This window comes from Enterococcus pseudoavium NBRC 100491 (genome assembly GCF_001544295.1).
Classification (GTDB): domain Bacteria; phylum Bacillota; class Bacilli; order Lactobacillales; family Enterococcaceae; genus Enterococcus_A; species Enterococcus_A pseudoavium.
Genome location: NZ_BCQF01000010.1, coordinates 75,775 through 94,231, shown reverse-complemented (window position 1 = coordinate 94,231; position 18,457 = coordinate 75,775). Strand labels below are relative to the sequence as shown.

Sequence of the window (18,457 nt, the reverse complement as noted above, 5' to 3'; positions counted from 1 at the left end):
TTTTTAATTGAAGCGGAAGATTACTAGCACAAATAAGAAAAAGAGAAAAAAGAGAACGGCTAGCAAACAATAGATTTTCCTTTTGATCTTAAGAAATTGGGCAGTCTCGGCGGTATTCATCCGGCTCGTCGTGTGACGGCGAGTAAAAAGATAAACCAGCAGTCCTTCGCCGTGTTGCCCTCCAGCGGCAATCAGCGACCAGAATTTGGGGTTTTTAATGCCGCGGCTTTTAGCATCCATCATCACTAGCGAAAAAATGTAATAACACAAGCAACCACTCGCCAACACCAGCAGCAGCATTAACACGCTCATAATGATTGTTTGATTCATGACGATCCACTCCTAAATTTTTTTGATGATCAGATAAAAAAGGGCGAAGGTATTGATGCTAATTAACGCAAAAATAGCTAACAGAAAAACTTCGTTGAGCGTTTGATTGACTAATAAGACCAGCATCAGGAGAAAATTAATTGTCAGCATCGCGATGAAAAGCTTTAAAAAATGAGTAACCAGTGTATTTTCCTGCAAATGTTTGACCATCTTTTGATCTCCTTTCAACAGTTCGTCCAAAGACAACTCATAAAGCTCTGACAAACGAATGATTCGCTCAATGTCAGGATAACTGCGGCCATTCTCCCAATTCGAGATCGTTTGGCGGGTGATGCCTAATTTTTCAGCCACATAGTCTTGGGTCAACTTCAATTCATTTCTACGCATCTTCAAGCGTTTTCCAACATCCATTTTTAACTACCTCAATTATGCTTATTTTTTCTTTTAGCATAAAGCAAATTCCGTTTACCTGCGAGAAAAAAATAGTAAAAAAGCTTTTACATACGGTGAAATCCGGCTTTTTCAGGGGAATGCAAGAACGATCCCGTTACTAACGGACTAAAAATATCGCAAAAGAAATATCTGTAAAAGCTCACTAACTAAATCTCCTCAATAGTGGTTTCTTTCCCTTCATAAAACGATAAACCCAAAATTTTTTAATTTCATAAATTTTTTATTGGCTACTTTAGGAAATCTTGCGGTTCAACCTTGTTATACTAGTAACAAGAACAATATCCAGGGGGGATTGTGATGTGTTTCTTTCATTATCACGGCAAGCGAATTTTTTTTGAGACCATCGGCGAAGGGAAAACACTCGTATTTTTGCACGGAAATACCTCATCATCGAAATTATTTCGGCCAGTGCTACCGCTCTATAAGGATTTCCGAGTGATTTTGCTAGATTTTTTAGGCTATGGTCAATCGGAGCGCGTAGATAAATTTTCAACAGAACTTTGGAAAGATGAGGCTTGGCAAACGATTGCTTTATTAGAACATTTGAAGATCAGAGAAGCGAACTTAGTCGGAACTAGCGGCGGAGCTTGGGTGGCGATCAATGCTGCTTTTCTGCGGCCAGATTTGATTGCCACCGTCACCGCCGATAGCTTTGATGGACGAACATTCCGGGAAGACTTTGATCGGGCGCTGCTGGCTGAACGTTCAGCCACGGTCAAAGATCCAGAAGCTTCGGAATTTTATCATTGGTGCATTGGTGACGATTGGCGAAAAGTTGTGGAGCAAGATACCGAGTGTTTATGGCGGATGATCGTCTCTAGAAAAGAATTATTTTTCGATTCACTGCAAATTTTACAAGTCCCACTCCTATTAACGGCGACAAAAAAAGATAGAAAGTTGCGGGCGAATATTGAAAAAGAATACCAAGCAATTGCCGGTGAAGTGGCAAATGGTCAATTCAAACTATTTGAAAATCCCGGTCATCCTGCAATTGGAAGCTGTCCAGAAGAATTTGCAGAAACGGTTAATGAATTTGTCGCTCAGTATGGTTGAGAAGTGACGAATCTAAAGGTTGCAATTAGAAGCGTCGAATGCCCCGACGTTTGAAAATGAATGACAGCAATTATCAGCAAAAAGAGCTCCGAAAGCGTTAAACAGGCTTTCGGAGCTTCTTTCAATCTACAATGAATTCAAGGCATCAGTGGTTTCATCGTTTTCGATATGGGTGTATAAAGTGGTCGTAGTCGTTGAACTATGGCCTAATTGTTGAGCGGTCAAGACGAGGTTATTGGTTTGGCGATACAAGCGCGTCGCTAAGGTATGCCGCAACTTATGGGGCGTGACCCGGACTTTGAATTGCGTGGAATATTTCTCCACCATTTTTTCAATTGCCGAGCCGGTGATTCGTTTCGCTTTGCCTTTACTGATCGTAAGGAAGAAGGCGTATTCGTATTTATCGGGGTGATAACGGCTTTCACGGATCGCTAAATAATTGGCCAGATATTCCATTGCAAAGGCTGCGATCCGAACAGAATCCGTTTTATTTCCTTTGCGGACAACCGTTACCCGATTTTGCTCAAAATTAAGATCAGCCAGATTAATACTGACAACTTCGGAAAGTCGTAAGCCAGAAGCAAGCATCAGGGCATTGATTGCCAGATCGCGCTCACAATCGCGACGATAATACTTCATGGCTTGCGGAGAGAGCTTTTCTGGATAGCTATCACGAATAAATTCGAGATAGTTTTCAGTATCGTCACCTAAAAAAAGTTTTTCTTCCAGTAAATCAGCCCGTGCTTGCAAGGTTTGCCGATCGGAGACATTCGCGATTTCGCGCATGATGTCGTGGGTGAGATACGGTTTGTTTTGACTGTTGTTGGAGCTTTCCGCTAAATATTTGAACAAGACTTTTAAAGCCGTAATATTTCGCTGGATCGTTACTTTGGATAAAGTTTCAGTTGCTTGTTTTTTGCTTCCATCTTGATTAAGCTGACGGGTATTTTGTTTTTTTCGGCGCAAGAGATAGGATTTGTATTGCGTCGCCGTACGCAGTTGCAAAGCATCTAAGGAACTGATGGAAATTTCTTTGCTGCTTTTTTCGGGAACATAGTTATTTTTTATCAGCCATTGAAAGAATTGCTTGTAATTGCGTAAATACTCAAGAATGGTATTAGGGGAGTATTCATCCGCAATCTTTATTTCAACAAATTCTTGAATAAAAGGAGGCATTTTTTCAAGAAGCTGATCGATTTTTTCATTGGCTTGTTCTTTTAACATAAAATCACCTTCCTGTATATACCAATTACTCGATAGAAGAGTAGGGAGCTCCTAAATCAATTATAATTGGAATATACCAATTTGTCAACGAATTTGTTTTTTTATTTCTTAAAACATCACGATTAAATAGAGGATACAAGAGCTTTTGGAAATTATCATCTGTTATTTTATATTTCCGAAAAAACTTATCTTTTATGAAAGTTAAGCATAAACATTTTATGTAAACTAAGATTGAACTTGATAATTTCAACGCTGAATCAAAAATCAGCAAGACAATTGGTCGCTAGAAATAAACCAACTTTTGAATTAAGCGCGATTGTTGGTTTGATCTTTCTGATAACAAGCGCAATAACTAATCACTGCAACAAAGTTTGAGTGATCAACTCAGCATTCATGATAAAAGTAGCTTGCAGCGGTTAAAACGTTCTTGACTACAGCTAAACAAGCGACCACGGATTGCTAACTAAAGCAATATAGTGCAACCATTTTAGATCATCAACCGTTATGGCTGGTAAAGAATAACCCGTAATATGGCTAAAAAACAGCTAATTTACTTTAAATACCGTGTATCTTTAAATCAAGCCAATCTTATTATACTCAACTTTCCGAAAAACGTACATTTTTTAGAAAGATGAATATGTAATCAGCCCAATGCCGGGCCACTATTGTTTCCTGTGAGGTTTTCTTTTAGTCTATTAAATAATATTTTTCAACTGATCACGTTTTACATCAGAAAAAAGATTCATGCCTAGTGACACGAATCTTTTTTCTTATTTGACTTTCTTTTTAAAAGTGATCAAATTCAATCCCATTTGTAGGCTATCAGAATCACTGATTGAAAGCATAACGGCGATTAATTTTCCATTTTGATGAATCTCCACCGTGTATTTCTGAAGTTCTTCGGATAATTCGCTGTCAGAAAATATTACCCACAACCGTTCGCCAAAATAAACAGTCAACTTGAAGCCAGTTTCCCAAATTGAGAGCCAGCCCAAGTTTCGTTTCTTAGATAAGATTTTAGCCAACCAATTTTTTCCATCATTGTAGTAATTCCAGTCTTCCTTAAAAGATCGTTCATGAATTTCTGCGAGAAATTGCTGATAGAGTTTTAAATCTTGGCTTGAGAGATAATTTGCCAAGGTTTCGATTGTCGGAAATTCTTCTTTGTCTTTTAAAATCGGTTTAATTTGGAGCACCTGCCCTTCTTTATTTGGCGGTCAGAGCTGCGGTTTTATTCAAGAAAAATGGCCGATAATACGCGGTTGCATTCGACATCGGTAGGACTTCTTCACTAAGCTGGATTCCGATTTCTTCAATCAAATAGTTACGTCGAGCCTGCATGCGGGCCCACATATCAGGATATTCCCCTTTCATTGTGGCTTGTAACGCTTGATCGGCTAAGACGACCCCACCTTCACAGCTGGCACCGGCGTACCCTGCGACTGAAGGAATGATATCGAATTGGAACAACATCCCGCTTTGAATGCGTTCTTTTGAAGTAGGATAGATCGGTGACGCCAACCATTCTTCGTCAGCACATAAATGGCCTGGATTCAAATGCCAGCCATAAGTTGCTTTAGGTAAGACCGTTTCAATCGTTTGGTATAGTGCCTCTCCAGTCATTCCGATCGTGATAGTTTCTAGCCACGTTTTGACGGCATTAAAATAAGGCATTGCTACGCGATCTAAATAATCTTTCTCGGCTTCAGGCAATTCTGCGGCAGTGTTGACCGCGTAACCACCACGACTTTGCAGGCCACCTTTATAACCGCTAGTCATTGAAATCCGATCCCCTAGTTGGATTTTTTTGGCTGAGGGATATAAATTGGCTTTTTCAAAACGTTCTCCAGTTGCCATGATCGTGACAACACTCGGTGTTTGACCCAAATCATTCAGCCACGCACCAATTTCCATTTCACTTTTACCGACTGCTAGTTGATCCATAGCCTGTAAGATCCCATTTCCTGCCAGCATAGCACCAAATTCATAATGAGCAATCTCGTTGGCATTATTCGTTCGGCGCAAGCCCTGTTCACCAATCAATACACCCGTAGCATTTTTAAATTCAGCAGCAGGTGCGGCTTGTTTTAAACTAGCCACTAAAAAATATGGCAAATCGAACAATCCAGTATTATCTTCGGATTGACTCGTGAAATATTTCCAGCCGATCAAACCAATTGTTTTAGCTGTCGCAAGTTTGGTTTGAGCTAAAATCTCCGGTACGCTCATGGTCGCTGCCATTGGTTGATTAGGTAGTGAAAAATGTGGTAGGTGAACGGCTGTTGCCTTGATTCTGGCATGAGCCGCCTTGTTCAGATTTTCGTTGCCTAAGACTAAAAAGGCTTCTCCCGTTTGGTGCACGATTAAAAGTGCCTCTTCAAACCGAGGAACAAAACCGGTGAAATACTCAAAGTTGCCACCATGTTCTAAATCAGCGTAAATTATCACGGTATCGTAATTTTCTTCTTGCATCTTTGCCACTAATCCCGCTTTACGCGCAGAAAACGTCTCATCTGTCAGCTGTATTGGTCGAAGAGTTTGATCTAATTTTGGCGCAGTTATTTTGTCTAGTTTAATCACAGGCATGGACTCCTTCATTTTTTTCTATCATATCATAGCGCTTAACAGAAAATCTTTGATTTAGAGCGTTATTTCTAGAAATCAATGAAGTTACCGCCCTTGTTTAAAATTCTTCTTACTAAATAGCTCGCTTTTTTAGTGAAAAATCGGTAAAATTATGATTAAAGGATACTATTTTTTTAAGGAGGCAACTATGAAACAATTAATTAACTCCTCTACTTATCGAAGACTCCAATTTGTTGAATATTTAGATCAACTGCCTTCTTGGTGTGAAGCCAAAGAAGCTGCCCGAGTTGTCGAATGTTCTGTAAAAACATTGATCTCAGATATTGATTACATCAATGAATTTTGGGGAGACTTCATCCATATTGAATATTCAAAATTTCAAGGTGTCCGTTTAAATAATCTTACATCGAATAAATTAGGAAACGTTTACGGATTGATTTATCAAGACTCTCTTGAATTTCAATTTGTTGAAAAAATGCTATATGAATCCCATCAAGACGCGGATTATTGGATCAATGAGTTGTTTATGAGCGAGGCTTCGTTTTATCGAATGGTCAATGCACTGGAAGACTTTTTAACACGACGCGGTCTTACCCTGGAGCGTTCACCTTTTCGTATCACGGGACCTGATGAACGCTGGGTCCGCTTTTTTTACCAGCAATATTTTACAGAGGCCTACGGTGTGAACCATTGGCCCTTCACTTTGGATCACGAGGATACGTTATGCTTCATCATGCGAACATCCACTGATTTCGATGTTTCGATGGATGATCGCGAGATCCAAGAGGCGGCGTATTTACTGATGGTCACCTTGAATCGCATGCACCAAGGCTTTTATTTGCCGGAAAGTGTGTATGAACAAGAAGATGATACCCTTGATAAGGTGTTAGATTATAGTCGCCCGTTTGCAGAGCATCTACTAGCGAAAACCGACTTTGACTTACCGGAAAAATGGTATAAAGAGATCAGCCGAACGGTCTTTCATGAATTTTATAATTGGGACAATCCAGAGCAAATCATCCGAATTAACCGAAAAATCGAAAACTTTTTAAAAAATATTTCCCGTTCGATTGATTTTCCCATCGAACGTGAGGATAAGCGAAAAATTATGCAATCCATGATGTCTTGGTATGTAGAACACAATTTCTATCCTTATCGCCAAAATATGCTATTTGATAAGCATCAAAAGTTTTCGCGGGAGATTCAGCTAGTTTATCCAATTTTTTCTACCCTAGTAAAAAGCCATCTGCAAGATATCGAAAAGAAAAATCCCGAGCTATGGACGGAAATTCGGTTAAACAGTGTATTCTTCTTACTTATGAAAGAATGGAGTCACTTGCCGATCCACTTAGAAAAGCTGAGAGCGAAAGTTTCGATTTTGATAGTTAGTGATTTAGGAAGTAAACACGCAAAGATGTTACGAGATTTTTTGATTGCCAATTACGATAAGCGGATCATCGTTGAGACTTTTAATGAACCGGTAATTTCATTGGGCCCTGAAGATTTCGAGCGCTTCAACCAATATGGGATCGTTTTGAGCAACAACCCCATCAAAGGCTATGAAAATGAGAATGTGTTGATCGTAAACAATTTCTTTTCCGCTTCAGATCGGGAAAATCTGTTGAATTTTATTGTAGCTATCCAGCGAAGAGTTTCTAGTGAACACTTAAAAGCTCTAGGAAATATTAAAGTTAAGACAGCCAAAGAGCTCTACTTTTCTAAAAAAATAATGAATCAATAAAATAAAGCGTTTCATCGAAAGGATAACCTCTTGATGGAACGCTTCTTTTCTATTTGCTGGCAAAGAGGATCAAATTGTAGTCATCATTGATACACGTTTGCAAGGTAATCCGTTCACCACCACCGGTACCCGTGATTTGATTCCAATAATCGGTCCCATCTGCTGCCATTCCTGAATCGTCGACGGTTACAATTTGCGTCACTGTGTAGGATGTAACCTGATTTGCTCCATCTGTGCCTGATTGTACAGCGGCCCCACCCCAAGTGGCTACTTGGTTGTGATTCGCATCGATAATGGCTTGTCCGCTAGCTTGCCCCGCGTTAGAATACGAAATCATTTGACCATTAATTTTCAATTGATTTGGTTGAATGACCGTTGGCGCTGGAGCTGGATTTTCCACTTCAGCAACTGGTTCTTCAGCGAAAATAATCGTTTCACTGGTAGTCGTCTGTCCTTCCTCTACCACCACTTCGTATGGCGTTTCATTTTCAACCGAGTCCACGGTTTCCTCTTGGGCAACTGCCGAACTGATCGCTGAAGCATCGGTAGCTGCCGGTACCGGATCAGGTGTTTTTGAAGAGATTGCATCTTCTACAACATCAGAACTACTAGTAGTTGTTTGGTCAACCGCTATTTTAGTTGTGCTTGTTGAAGTGGATTCAGTCGCTTTTTTTGCTTTACGAGAGCCATCTTTCAACGTTGTTTGGCTAGGTGTAGCTGATGCATTCGTTGGTGCTGTTTCAAACATAGAAGTAATAGTTGTCGTAACAAAAAGCGCTGCAACCATTATAAATTTTAAATATGTACTCATTTCCGTTTCCTCCTAAGTAAATAGTCATCTGCTATTTGCCTACAAATTAACGGGAAAAAGCCTAAATATGATAAATTACGCTCACAAAATAACTAAAGTTTTTATTTATAAGGGCTCAAAAGGGCTATTTAATAAGAGATTTTACTATTTCTCATAACTTTCTATTTTGTAGATAAATTGGGGCGAGCATTTTAGACCTCTTCTAGTGAGTAGTGTTCTGGTTAATCATTCACGAGAATCCTTTTTCATCTTTATACTGGTAATCCAGGGGCATCAGCATAAGATCTTCACTATCATCCAGAGTCTTTTTGAGATCTTTTAAAAAACTATACCGATAGTTAGCTGGTTTTAACCCTAATTACCCACCATTTCACAGCGAACTGGACAATGGCTACAATGATCCAAGGGACTTTTAGAAGTCTTTAAAAAGATTTTTTGCTTTTATTACTTTTGCTTACTCCTAGTATTATTTTTTTAAAACTACGGCTTGCCAAGCATTTTGCTAATTAGGAGTTTTATTTGAAAATATTTTATTTGCGATATTTATAGTCCTTTAAAATAGTCATTCATTTAAAGCCTTATTTCCGCGCAACAAAAAAAGCTTTCCGCGTTAACGGAAAGCTCTTCTTATTTTATTGACTAGTCATTCATATTGTAACGTAATTTCATTCGTTCGGAGCCAGAGATGACCATTTTACCAAACAAGTGCGTTTGACGTTCCAAGGATTCTTGCGCTAATTTTTCATTAGCTGCTTCCAAGAATTTTTGAACATCGCTTTGATCAGCAACCGCTTTGTCGGTTTCATTTTGGATCACATGATAGGCTGACATAGCTTCAAGTTCAAAGCTGTTACGGAAATCAACGTAATAGTTATAGTCCGTATCGCCTAGTAAAGCTGTCGCACAACTCAACCAGTACATATTGTTCAAATCGAATGTGCCAGTCGCATTTTTATAGCAATCTGGTGTGTCGTTAACATTGGCATAAAATGGTACGACCGTATTAAAGGTATTCGCTCCATAAGCTAACCAATGAACCCCAGCGATTTCTTCAGGAACATTGTTGCGGATTTGTAAAATATGCACGTTATGGTTCCGGTTGATCCCGATTGGGCGCAGTAATTTCTTCTCTGCTTCCGTACCGTCACCATAAGGATCGAATTGCGTGTTTTCAAAATGGGAACTCAATACAAACTTCACGTCTTCGATTGAGATTTTGCGATTAGCTCGACAGATAAAGGGTAGATCTTGTCCCATAATGTCTTGTTCCACTTCTGGAGTGAAATATTTTTGACCATACCAAGCCCGTGGATTGTTGTAAACAGTATCCTTAATCGATGAGCTACCAAAAATATGGCGCAAATTGTAGCCTTCAAAATCAGGATTCAAATGATTGTCATCGATCAACGCTTTTAAGTCGTCAGAACACAAGGTATCGGCTGAATCAAAATCAAAATGATCGATATTCATTCGGTTTGGTGCAACGACGTAAGCGTCATCTGGAATCCGCACGGCTGCCCAATGATGACCACCGATCGTTTCTAACCACCAAACTTCGTCGTGATCGGCAAAAGCGATCCCATTTGGTTCATAGGTACCGTATTCCTTTAATAAAGCGCCAAGACGTTCCACGCCTTCTTTGGCACTGTGAATGTAAGGTAAAACTAAAGTCACAATATCTTCTTCCCCGATACCGCCTTCAACATAAGGATCTAGTCCTTGGATTCGAGGATTGGTTGTGATGGTTTCGGTGGCAGACATCGAAACATTTTCGCTGTTGATCCCAGCAGCTGGCCAGATGCCATTCGTTAAAATTGAATTTGGCATTGATGTGTAGCGTAATGGATTGTCTGGTAATTCGACTTTCACGCCGCTGATGACCGCTTGGTAATGTTTTGGCTGATCTTCTGGTTGAACCACCACAAAACGTTGTGGGTCTAACGCTTCATGCCCATCATCGTTCCTTGAAATAATAGTTGAGCCATCAATTGATGCTTTCTTTCCGACTAGTACGGTGGTACATGAACCTTTTACTTTGTTTGTCATACTTGAAACACTCTCCCTTTCATGGTACCTCAAGTATAACGCTAATAAAAATAAACACCAAACGAAATCCTATTGAAAAATTTCTTTAATCATTTTGCCGGTTTGTTCAGTCCCTTGTTCGGCCAATGATTGCACGATTTTTGAACCTATGACCACTCCATCACAGACCTGCTGAAATTTTTTTACTTGATCGGCGGTAGAAATGCCAAAACCCGCCAGAACGGGAATCCTACTAAAAGCTTTGACTTGTGCTAAATGAGCCAGTAAATCATCGCGATAACTTTGTCCGGATCCAGTAATACCGTTGACTGTCACGGCGTAAATAAATCCTTCTGCTTCTTTCGTTAACGTTGCAATCCGTTCGGTCGGACTCGTCAAAGAGACCAAGGTCAATAGCGCCAAATCACCTAAATCCCCTACGACTAAATCCCGATGCTCATAAGGTAAATCAGGAATGATTAAGCCTTGGACATCTGTTTTTGCCAACGCTTCAGCCAAATTTTTGATTCCATAGTGGAAAAAAGAATTGCTGTAGCCCATTAAAATTAAGGGAACCGTTGAATGGACTTCCTGTAAGAGCGCGATGATTTTTTCCAGCGTCACTTGCTGCTCAAAAGCGCGTAAACCAGCCGCTTGGATTGTTGGTCCATCAGCGACGGGGTCAGAAAAAGGAACGCCTAATTCAATCGCGGCCGCTCCTGCCGCAATCAACATCTCGATTTCTTCTGGTAATCTATCTAATCCTTGGGCACCAGCCATAATATAAGGAACAAATAATTTTTCGCTGGCTGCTTTGTTTTTTAACGTTTGAGTCAATGGTTTCATTGAGCTGCCTCCATTCGTTCTTTGATTTGTTGGACATCTTTATCCCCGCGCCCCGAAAGATTCATCACGATGATTTGCTCTTTTTCCATCGTTGGTGCGACCTTCATGACTTGCGCTAGGGCATGGGAACTTTCCAGTGCCGGAATGATTCCTTCCAAGCGAGATAGATAGTGAAAGGCCTCAACCGCTTCCTCATCATTGATCGCCGCATATTCGGCCCGACCAAGATCATGTAAAAAGGAATGTTCTGGGCCAATCCCCGGATAATCCAAGCCAGCAGATATCGAAAAGGCTTCTAACACTTGGCCATCGTCGTCTTGCAATAAATGCATTTTAGCCCCATGCAAGATCCCGACACTGCCTTTATTGATCGAAGCCGCATGCTCGTTAGTATCCAGACCACGCCCTGAAGCTTCTACTCCCATTAAGCGAACCGCCTCATCTTCAATGAAGGGATAAAACATTCCCATCGCATTACTGCCACCGCCGACACAAGCCATGACTAAATCAGGCAGGCGGCCTTCTGCTGCTAAGATCTGTCTACGAGTCTCGATCCCAATCACGCTTTGATAATCACGGACAATCTCAGGAAAAGGATGTGGTCCTAAGACAGACCCCATCACATAATGAGTGTCTTCAACCGTTGCGACCCAGTAACGTAGAGCTTCGTTCACCGCATCCTTCAACGTTTTACTGCCGGAAGTCACGCTTTCGACCTTTGCTCCTAACAATTCCATCCGAAAAACATTCAATGCTTGCCGTTTCACATCGATTTCGCCCATAAAGATTGTACATTCCATCCCGAAAAGCGCAGCCGCCGTCGCTGTTGCCACCCCGTGCTGACCTGCTCCAGTTTCTGCCACTACCTTTTGTTTCCCCATTCTTTTAGCCAGCAGCACTTGTCCTAAGGCATTATTGATTTTATGAGCCCCTGTATGATTCAAGTCTTCCCGCTTCAAATAAATTTTGGCGCCGCCTAAATCTTTGGTCAACCGTTCAGCAAAATACAGTGGATTTTCCCGTCCAACATATTGCTTTAGATAGTAATCCAGTTCTTGTTGAAAAGCTGGATCTTGTTTTGAGGCTGCATAGGTTTCTTCTAATTCTTGTACCGCGTACATCAATGTCTCAGGGACAAATTTGCCCCCGTATTCCCCGTAAAAGCCGGCCTGATTCGGTTCTTGATACATGAAATCACTCCTCATTCGTATTAAAGTACTCATCTTTTAAAATGTTTGCTGCCCTTGCTCTGAATGTCATTCTGCTAAATTTGCTGAATCACCCGCCTGTTATTGTCTTCCTGGTTGTTTCTAAAAGTTTTTCGTCTGCCGCTTTTACCGCCTGACAAAAGGCTTGAATTTTGGCTAGATCCTTTTCCCCTGCCGTTTCGACTCCGCTGGAAACATCGACAGTTTGTGGATTAAAAAAACGCATCGCATCGCCGACATTTTCTGGAGTAAGTCCTCCTGCCAACCAAAGTTTCTCTTTTATCAACTGGCTTTGATCAATTAATTGCCAGTCAAAGGTGCGGCCATTGCCACCCATCAGCTTAGCTGGCGGAGCATCCAACAAAAGATAGGGATAATCACGCAAAACAAGTTTTCCTTGCTCCTCACTACTAAAAGCCCGGATGATTGGACGTGAAAGTGCCGTCAGCTCAGTTTCCCCATGAATTTGAATCAAATCTAAACCAGCGATTTCAACCGTTTCCTCTACTTCCTGTTTGGTAGGCGAAACAAAGACGCCGACTTTCTTGATCTTTTCAGGCAGATCAGATGTCAAATGTTGAACTTCTTCTGGCGTGATTTGCCGAGGACTGTCCGCAAAGACAAAACCTAGATACTCAGCCCCCGCGGCAACTGCTGCTGCGATGGCTGGACGCTTTTTTAACCCACAAATCTTGATTTGAGTCATTTTCTAGCCACCCGCAATTCTTTGATCTTTTCTGCCGGATCAGTCGTTCTCATCAACGTCTCGCCGACTAGAATGCCATGATAAGATTTCTTGATTTTAGCGACATCTTCGGCTGTTTGAAAACCAGATTCACTAATATAAATTCGCTCATCTTCGGGCTGAGCTAAGGCCAAACTTGTTTCTAAGGTTACGTTAAAGGTTTTTAGATTGCGATTGTTGACGCCAATAATCTTGGCGCCTAATCTTTGAGCCTTTTGCAATTCCGCTGCATCATGAACTTCGACTAAAACTTCCAAATCAAGCTTTTGAGCTGTGAAAAATAATTCCTTTAATCGTGTAGTGGAAAGTGCCGCGACAATTAGTAGCACGATACTGGCTCCAGCTTTTTTAGCACGTTCCAATTGGTTTTCAGTGATGATAAAATCTTTACACAATAGCGGGACGTCAACAACCTGCGCCACAGCGGCCAGATCGTTGATACTGCCTTTAAAGAAAAACGGATCGGTCAAAACCGAGATTCCGCTGACTCCGGCTTGTTGATAGCTTTTGGCTTGTTCAAGGATGTCAGCTGTCTCGTTGATCACACCTTTTGACGGCGAAGCTCGTTTGATCTCACCAATCACATGAATCTTTTGTGGCTGCTCCCGTAGAATTTGATAAAAAGAGGGGCGTTTTTTAACAGACTGTACTTGGACTGGGGTCAGCTTTTTTACTTCCTGTTCTTTTTCTTGGAGAATCGTCGTTAAAAAATCCAATTAGGCCACCTCCTGTTGTTTCGCGATCAACTGTTGGAGCCGATCATACGCCGCACCGGAAAGAATTGATTGCTCAGCGTCTTCGATCCCCGCAGCTAGAGTTTTTACCCGACCGCTAGCTAAAAATCCTAAGCCGGCATTCAATAATACGGTCTCGTAATATGCTGAGGGAACTCCGCGCAAGACAGAAAGTAAGATGTCTTTGTTTTTAGCAACCGAACCACCCACAATCCCTGCTAGTGGTACCCGCTTAAATCCGAACGCTTCCGGTTCAACCGAAAATCTTTCAACAACTCCTGACTGGTAGAGGGCACACTCGGTCCTCCCTGCTAAATTGGCTTCATCCATACCGCCATGACCATGGACAACAATTGCACGTTTCCGGCCCAACTGTCCTAATGTTTTAGCCGTTTCCACTAACGAATCGCCGGCATAGGTTCCCATCAGCTGATGCTCTAAGGGATAGGGATTAATGATCGGTCCTAGCAAATTGAAGATCGTTGGTGTCGCTAGCTCTTTACGAATATGCATCACAGCCCCCATCGCTGGGTGGAGCGTTGGGGCAAAGAGAAAGGCAATGCCGACTTCCTGCAGTAAATAATCAATTTTTTCTGGACTGACCGTCAATGAAATCCCTAATGCTTCTAACACATCGGCGCTGCCTGACTTGCTGGATATACTGCGATTGCCATGCTTGGCCATCGGGATCCCACCGCCAGCTAATACAAAGGCCGCTGTTGTGCTGATATTAAAGCTATGGGAATGATCGCCACCGGTGCCGCAATTATCCATCACCCCCGTGGGTGCCTGTAACATCGGTGTTCCTTTCCCTTGCATGACTTGAGCTAAACCCGTTAGTTCTTCAGCCGCCACACCTTTGACTTTTAAGCCTACTAACAATCCACTGATTTGGCTGTCCGATAATTGCTGCTCAAAAATCGCTTTGCCCAGCTGTTGCATCTCTATAACCGAGAGGTCTTCTCCGCGATAAACTTTTTCAAATAGCTTTTGCATTTAAATCCCTGCTTTCTGTAAAAAATCTGTTAGATAGGTTGCTCCGTTTACGGTACCGATTGATTCTGGATGAAACTGAAGGCCGAATACCGGATAGCGTTTGTGGCGAATCGCCATGATGCAGCCGTCTGTCTCGGCGGTCACTTCTAAGTCCGGCGGTAAACTTTGCGGATCGATCACTAAGGAGTGGTAACGCATCACTCGCTGCTTCTGATCACCGGTTAAGGTCGACTGTTTGCCATGCATAATCTTCGGAGCGCTAACGATTCGAGCTCCGAAAACTTCACCAATCGCCTGATGGCCTAAACAAATGCCTAAGATCGGCTTCTTGCGATAAAAACGCTGGATCAAGGCTTCCAGTTTGCCGGCCTCCGCCGGTCGTCCTGGTCCTGGTGACAGTACGATGGCTTCTGCTTTTGCTGCTTGCAGGAATAATTCAGGATCATCATTGCGTAATATCTTGACCTCTGTTGGCAAAAGCTGAAGCAGATTGTAGGTAAAAGAATCATAATTATCCACCAGTAAAATCATTTTCCCACCTCCAGCAAAACTTTGGCCTTTTGCAACGTCTCATAATATTCACTTGTAGGATCAGAATCGTAGACAATCCCGGCTCCTGCTTGAACATGGGCTTTTTGATCTTTCACTACCAACGTCCGAATTGCGATAGCAAAATCTGCTTGGCCCGTCTGGTCCAGCAGCCCGATTGCCCCAGCATAAATCGAACGTTTAACCGGCTCCCATTGATAGATCCGTGTCATAGCGCGAATCTTAGGCGCACCGCTGACGGTTCCCGCCGGCAAAGTAGCTTTCAACGCATCCATCGCTGTGAGCTCCGGCTTTAATTTCCCGGTGACAATAGAAACCAAATGCATCACATATTGATAACGTTCGATCGTTAAATATTTGGGGACTGTCACTGAGCCGCGTATAGAAACTTTGCCTAAATCATTCCGACCTAAATCTACCAGCATCCGATGCTCCGCGAGTTCTTTAGGATCGTGAGCCAATTCATCCGCAAGGGCTTGATCTTCTTGGATGGTTTTTCCCCGTTTGCGTGTTCCGGCAATCGGATTGGTGGTGACTAGTTCATTTTGAACGGTCACCAAACTTTCCGGCGAACTACCGATCACTTCCACATCCGGAAATGCAAAATAATAAAGGTACGCTGACTGATTGTTTGTTCGCAACTGACGATAATAGCTAAATGGATCGCTTCTAAACGCTGCCGAAAGCCGCTGGGAAGGAACCACTTGGAAAAGATCGCCTTCTCTGATTTTTTTCTTGGCTTGCTGAACAATCGCTTCAAATTCTGTTTGTGAAAAATTGCTGGTAAAGTCAAGGGGGCTAATGGTTGGCGCCGGTATTGACAGTTTTTGCGCCAATTTTTGTTCAATTTCTTCCAATCGCTGAGCCAACTGCTTTTCAGAACAACCGCTGTAGCTATTTTCTGTGACGAGAGTGGTTGTTTGCTGTTGCTTATCAAAAATCGCGTAGGATTCATAGAGATAAAATTGCAAATCAGGAATCTGCAATTCATCTTTAGGGATGTCCCCGATCTTTTCATAGCAAGCCGCCACGTCATATCCAACATAGCCTAATGCCCCACTCTGAAATGGCAGATCCGAAGAGTTTTTTTTATCGGTCAGTACATATTTCTCTAATTCTTTCAAAGGATCCTCACAAGGATAGCTATCCTTGCCATTGTCAAATTCACCATTTTGAAAACGTAGCAATCTGACGGGGGCAAAAGCGATAATCGCATAGTCCTCTGTCTCTGATTTTCTTTCAAATAAACACGTACCTATTCCCTGTAAATAATAATAAAGACTGATCGGATCTAATTTTTGATGGACTAATTTTTTTATTTTTTTCATAAAAATAACTCCTTTCTATAGCTTTGACTGGCAGATTCCCTGAGCTTTCATTTGAATGGTTCGTTTTAAAAAAACGCAAACAGCCATGCTTTTTGTCGTGTGAAGTGGAACGACTCTGTGAATACTGACAAAAAAAGCCCTCAAACCAAAATAAACTTTGGTTTGAGGGCGCAAATAGCACGGTACCACCTCTTTTAACTGTTCGAAAACAGCAGCTCTAATCGTCTAACAACGATCGTACTCAATAACGGGAGCTCCCGGCCTGCCCTACTTTTGTTCAGGCACGCTCTAACAAGTCCATTCATTAGGGAAAAAATGTTTCTTCTCAGCAAGCGAAACTTTCTGTGATTTTCTCAATCCTAACTACTTCTCTTGTTTATGATTTGGTAGTTTTAAATTTTTTTTGTTCCTGACCGTCGTTTCGTTTAATTAGGTGGAAGCCGCAAAAAAAGCCCCCAAGTCGAAATAAACTCGACTTGAGGGCGGATGATCCACGGTGCCACCTCAATGGTATGCCGAATACGGCATTTCTCATTCAGTCGTCCAACAACGACCTTACTCTGTATCGGGAGTTCCCGGAAGTTCCTACTACTGGTTCAAAACTTCGTCCAAAAGTCCATTCGCATAAAATCCCTTGCTGGTTCACAGCCCCACCAGCTCTCTGAAAAGGTTCATTCATGTTACTTCTCTTTTGTATGACACTTATTTTTTTAGAATACTACGCGTTTTTTTTCACCCTGTCAACGGCTTTTTACTAAAAAAAGATTCTTTTAGCTCCCTTTGACTGTTCGGAATTGCTGGAAATTGCTAGAATAGGGATATTGGAGGTGAATTCCTTGAAACCTATTTTTTTTAAATTTAGAAATTGGTTGCGACTCTTTTTAACCGGAACTTTTTTTGATCGTAGAAGTGCTTGGCAGGCCTTTCCAGCTTTTTTTGAGGCTGCCGGGGAAACAAGTTTTCCCATCCCTGGATTAGAACAAGTCTCCAGCCTGAATCTAAGTCAGCAAGTGGAGCGTTGCTCTGCTATGACGCCTCAAGGAATGACCTTAACAGAAAAATATTTGCTGATTTCTGCTTACTGCCACGACCATCAACATCACTCTGTCATCTATGTTCTAGACAGAAACAGCGGTCGGAAAATCAAGACGGTCATTCTGCCCGATCTGCCTCATGCAGGTGGCTTGGCTTATGATCCCCAGCAGCAAAAAATTTGGCTCAGCAATTCATCGGGCAAGCATGCGGCGGTGGCCGCATTATCCCTTGCAGAAATTGAAGCCTATTCCGAAGCTGGACCGCCGATTGCTTACCAGCAAAAAGTTGGTTTGAAAGAATTGCCCCGCGCCTCGGCCTTGACTTATGATCACGGCTATCTAGTCGTTGCGTCGTTTGTTTTAAGGGGCTTTGGTCAGATCATCTGCTATCCCCTTGACCCAGCGGGCAATCTTTTCAACCCAAGAAACGGATCCTTGATCCAATCGCCCTATGGCAGTTTGAAGCTTCCCACAAAAATTCAAGGAGTAACTTTTTATCAAAATTATCTCCTACTCGCTCAATCTTGGGGCAATCAGCCGGGGAAAATCATCATTTTTGATATTCAGACGACTTCTGACTTTTCTGATTTGACGCAAGCCAGTCAAATCCTTACGACCCCACCTTATTTGGAACAGATCTATGTGGCTGAAGAACAATTATTGGTCCTGTTTGAAAGCGGAGCAACGGCTTATCGTAAAAAAACACCCCACGTCATGAAAGAAGTCTTGCAATTAGATCTGAATAAGCTCCTCAAACCTTAGCCCGCAAAAGTGCTATGCGCTTGCCGGTTAAG

General features: G+C 42.0%; 17 protein-coding genes and 2 other annotated features. Of the genes, 3 read left to right on the top strand and 14 right to left on the bottom strand.

The window, feature by feature from the left end; translation table 11 throughout:
• Window positions 1-3: 3 nt before the first annotated feature.
• Together EP1_RS06665 and EP1_RS06660 are read right to left on the bottom strand one after the other, a co-directional pair.
• Window positions 4-330 (bottom strand): hypothetical protein, encoded by a 327-nt coding sequence (locus EP1_RS06665; RefSeq protein ID WP_067625445.1) that lies wholly within the window; start codon window positions 328-330, stop codon window positions 4-6.
• Window positions 331-342: 12 nt separating this feature from the next.
• Window positions 343-741 carry a helix-turn-helix domain-containing protein gene (locus EP1_RS06660; protein ID WP_067625442.1) on the bottom strand — a complete coding sequence of 133 codons (399 nt, stop codon included), beginning with the start codon at window positions 739-741 and terminating at the stop codon, window positions 343-345.
• A 339-nt stretch (window positions 742-1,080) separates the two neighbouring features.
• On the opposite strand from EP1_RS06660, the gene EP1_RS06655 reads away from it, so the two are divergent.
• Window positions 1,081-1,836, top strand: coding sequence for an alpha/beta fold hydrolase (locus EP1_RS06655; RefSeq protein WP_067625439.1), 756 nt, complete (start codon window positions 1,081-1,083; stop codon window positions 1,834-1,836).
• A 126-nt stretch (window positions 1,837-1,962) separates the two neighbouring features.
• Here the strand turns inward: EP1_RS06655 and xerS are convergent, their stop codons facing one another.
• The 3 genes from xerS to EP1_RS06640 form a co-directional block, all read right to left on the bottom strand.
• Complete coding sequence (xerS, locus tag EP1_RS06650; RefSeq protein WP_067625435.1) at window positions 1,963-3,060, bottom strand: tyrosine recombinase XerS; 1,098 nt, start codon at window positions 3,058-3,060, stop codon at window positions 1,963-1,965.
• Between the two features lie 770 nt (window positions 3,061-3,830).
• Window positions 3,831-4,256, bottom strand: coding sequence for a DUF3788 family protein (locus tag EP1_RS06645; protein WP_245630587.1), 426 nt, complete (start codon window positions 4,254-4,256; stop codon window positions 3,831-3,833).
• Between the two features lie 10 nt (window positions 4,257-4,266).
• The gene (locus EP1_RS06640) at window positions 4,267-5,640 is read right to left on the bottom strand and encodes an aminopeptidase P family protein (protein WP_067625431.1); all 1,374 of its coding nucleotides are present in this window, start codon (window positions 5,638-5,640) and stop codon (window positions 4,267-4,269) included.
• 193 nt (window positions 5,641-5,833) lie between these two features.
• On the opposite strand from EP1_RS06640, the gene EP1_RS06635 reads away from it, so the two are divergent.
• Window positions 5,834-7,387, top strand: a complete 1,554-nt coding sequence (locus EP1_RS06635; RefSeq protein ID WP_067625428.1) for an AcpB/EbpR/MafR family transcriptional regulator — start codon at window positions 5,834-5,836, stop codon at window positions 7,385-7,387.
• Window positions 7,388-7,436: 49 nt separating this feature from the next.
• Here EP1_RS06635 and EP1_RS06630 read toward each other — a convergent pair whose 3' ends face one another.
• From EP1_RS06630 to trpE, 9 genes are all read right to left on the bottom strand, one after another.
• Window positions 7,437-8,198 (bottom strand): hypothetical protein, encoded by a 762-nt coding sequence (locus tag EP1_RS06630; protein ID WP_083507508.1) that lies wholly within the window; start codon window positions 8,196-8,198, stop codon window positions 7,437-7,439.
• 639 nt (window positions 8,199-8,837) lie between these two features.
• Window positions 8,838-10,244 carry a C69 family dipeptidase gene (locus EP1_RS06625; protein ID WP_067625423.1) on the bottom strand — a complete coding sequence of 469 codons (1,407 nt, stop codon included), beginning with the start codon at window positions 10,242-10,244 and terminating at the stop codon, window positions 8,838-8,840.
• Between the two features lie 69 nt (window positions 10,245-10,313).
• Window positions 10,314-11,069, bottom strand: coding sequence for a tryptophan synthase subunit alpha (gene trpA, locus EP1_RS06620; RefSeq protein ID WP_067625419.1), 756 nt, complete (start codon window positions 11,067-11,069; stop codon window positions 10,314-10,316).
• Window positions 11,066-12,259, bottom strand: a complete 1,194-nt coding sequence (gene trpB / locus EP1_RS06615; protein WP_067625415.1) for a tryptophan synthase subunit beta — start codon at window positions 12,257-12,259, stop codon at window positions 11,066-11,068. The genes trpA and trpB overlap by 4 nt, the downstream gene beginning before the upstream one ends.
• A gap of 88 nt (window positions 12,260-12,347) precedes the next feature.
• Window positions 12,348-12,983 carry a phosphoribosylanthranilate isomerase gene (locus tag EP1_RS06610; RefSeq protein ID WP_067625412.1) on the bottom strand — a complete coding sequence of 212 codons (636 nt, stop codon included), beginning with the start codon at window positions 12,981-12,983 and terminating at the stop codon, window positions 12,348-12,350.
• On the bottom strand, window positions 12,980-13,738 hold the full coding sequence (gene trpC / locus EP1_RS06605) for an indole-3-glycerol phosphate synthase TrpC (RefSeq protein ID WP_067625408.1): 759 nt from the start codon (window positions 13,736-13,738) through the stop codon (window positions 12,980-12,982). The genes EP1_RS06610 and trpC overlap by 4 nt, the downstream gene beginning before the upstream one ends.
• Entirely contained in the window at window positions 13,739-14,752 is a 1,014-nt protein-coding gene (trpD, locus tag EP1_RS06600; RefSeq protein ID WP_067625405.1) for an anthranilate phosphoribosyltransferase, read from the bottom strand.
• Window positions 14,753-15,283 (bottom strand): anthranilate synthase component II, encoded by a 531-nt coding sequence (locus tag EP1_RS06595; RefSeq protein ID WP_067625401.1) that lies wholly within the window; start codon window positions 15,281-15,283, stop codon window positions 14,753-14,755. It abuts the gene before it with no gap.
• The gene (gene trpE, locus EP1_RS06590) at window positions 15,280-16,629 is read right to left on the bottom strand and encodes an anthranilate synthase component I (protein WP_067625398.1); all 1,350 of its coding nucleotides are present in this window, start codon (window positions 16,627-16,629) and stop codon (window positions 15,280-15,282) included. The genes EP1_RS06595 and trpE overlap by 4 nt, the downstream gene beginning before the upstream one ends.
• Before the next feature lie 161 nt (window positions 16,630-16,790).
• Window positions 16,791-17,017 (bottom strand) — a binding site (T-box leader).
• Between the two features lie 87 nt (window positions 17,018-17,104).
• Window positions 17,105-17,335 (bottom strand) — a binding site (T-box leader).
• 130 nt (window positions 17,336-17,465) lie between these two features.
• Between trpE and EP1_RS06585 the strand changes: the two genes are divergently transcribed.
• On the top strand, window positions 17,466-18,425 hold the full coding sequence (locus EP1_RS06585) for a YncE family protein (protein ID WP_067625394.1): 960 nt from the start codon (window positions 17,466-17,468) through the stop codon (window positions 18,423-18,425).
• Window positions 18,426-18,457: the final 32 nt, after the last annotated feature.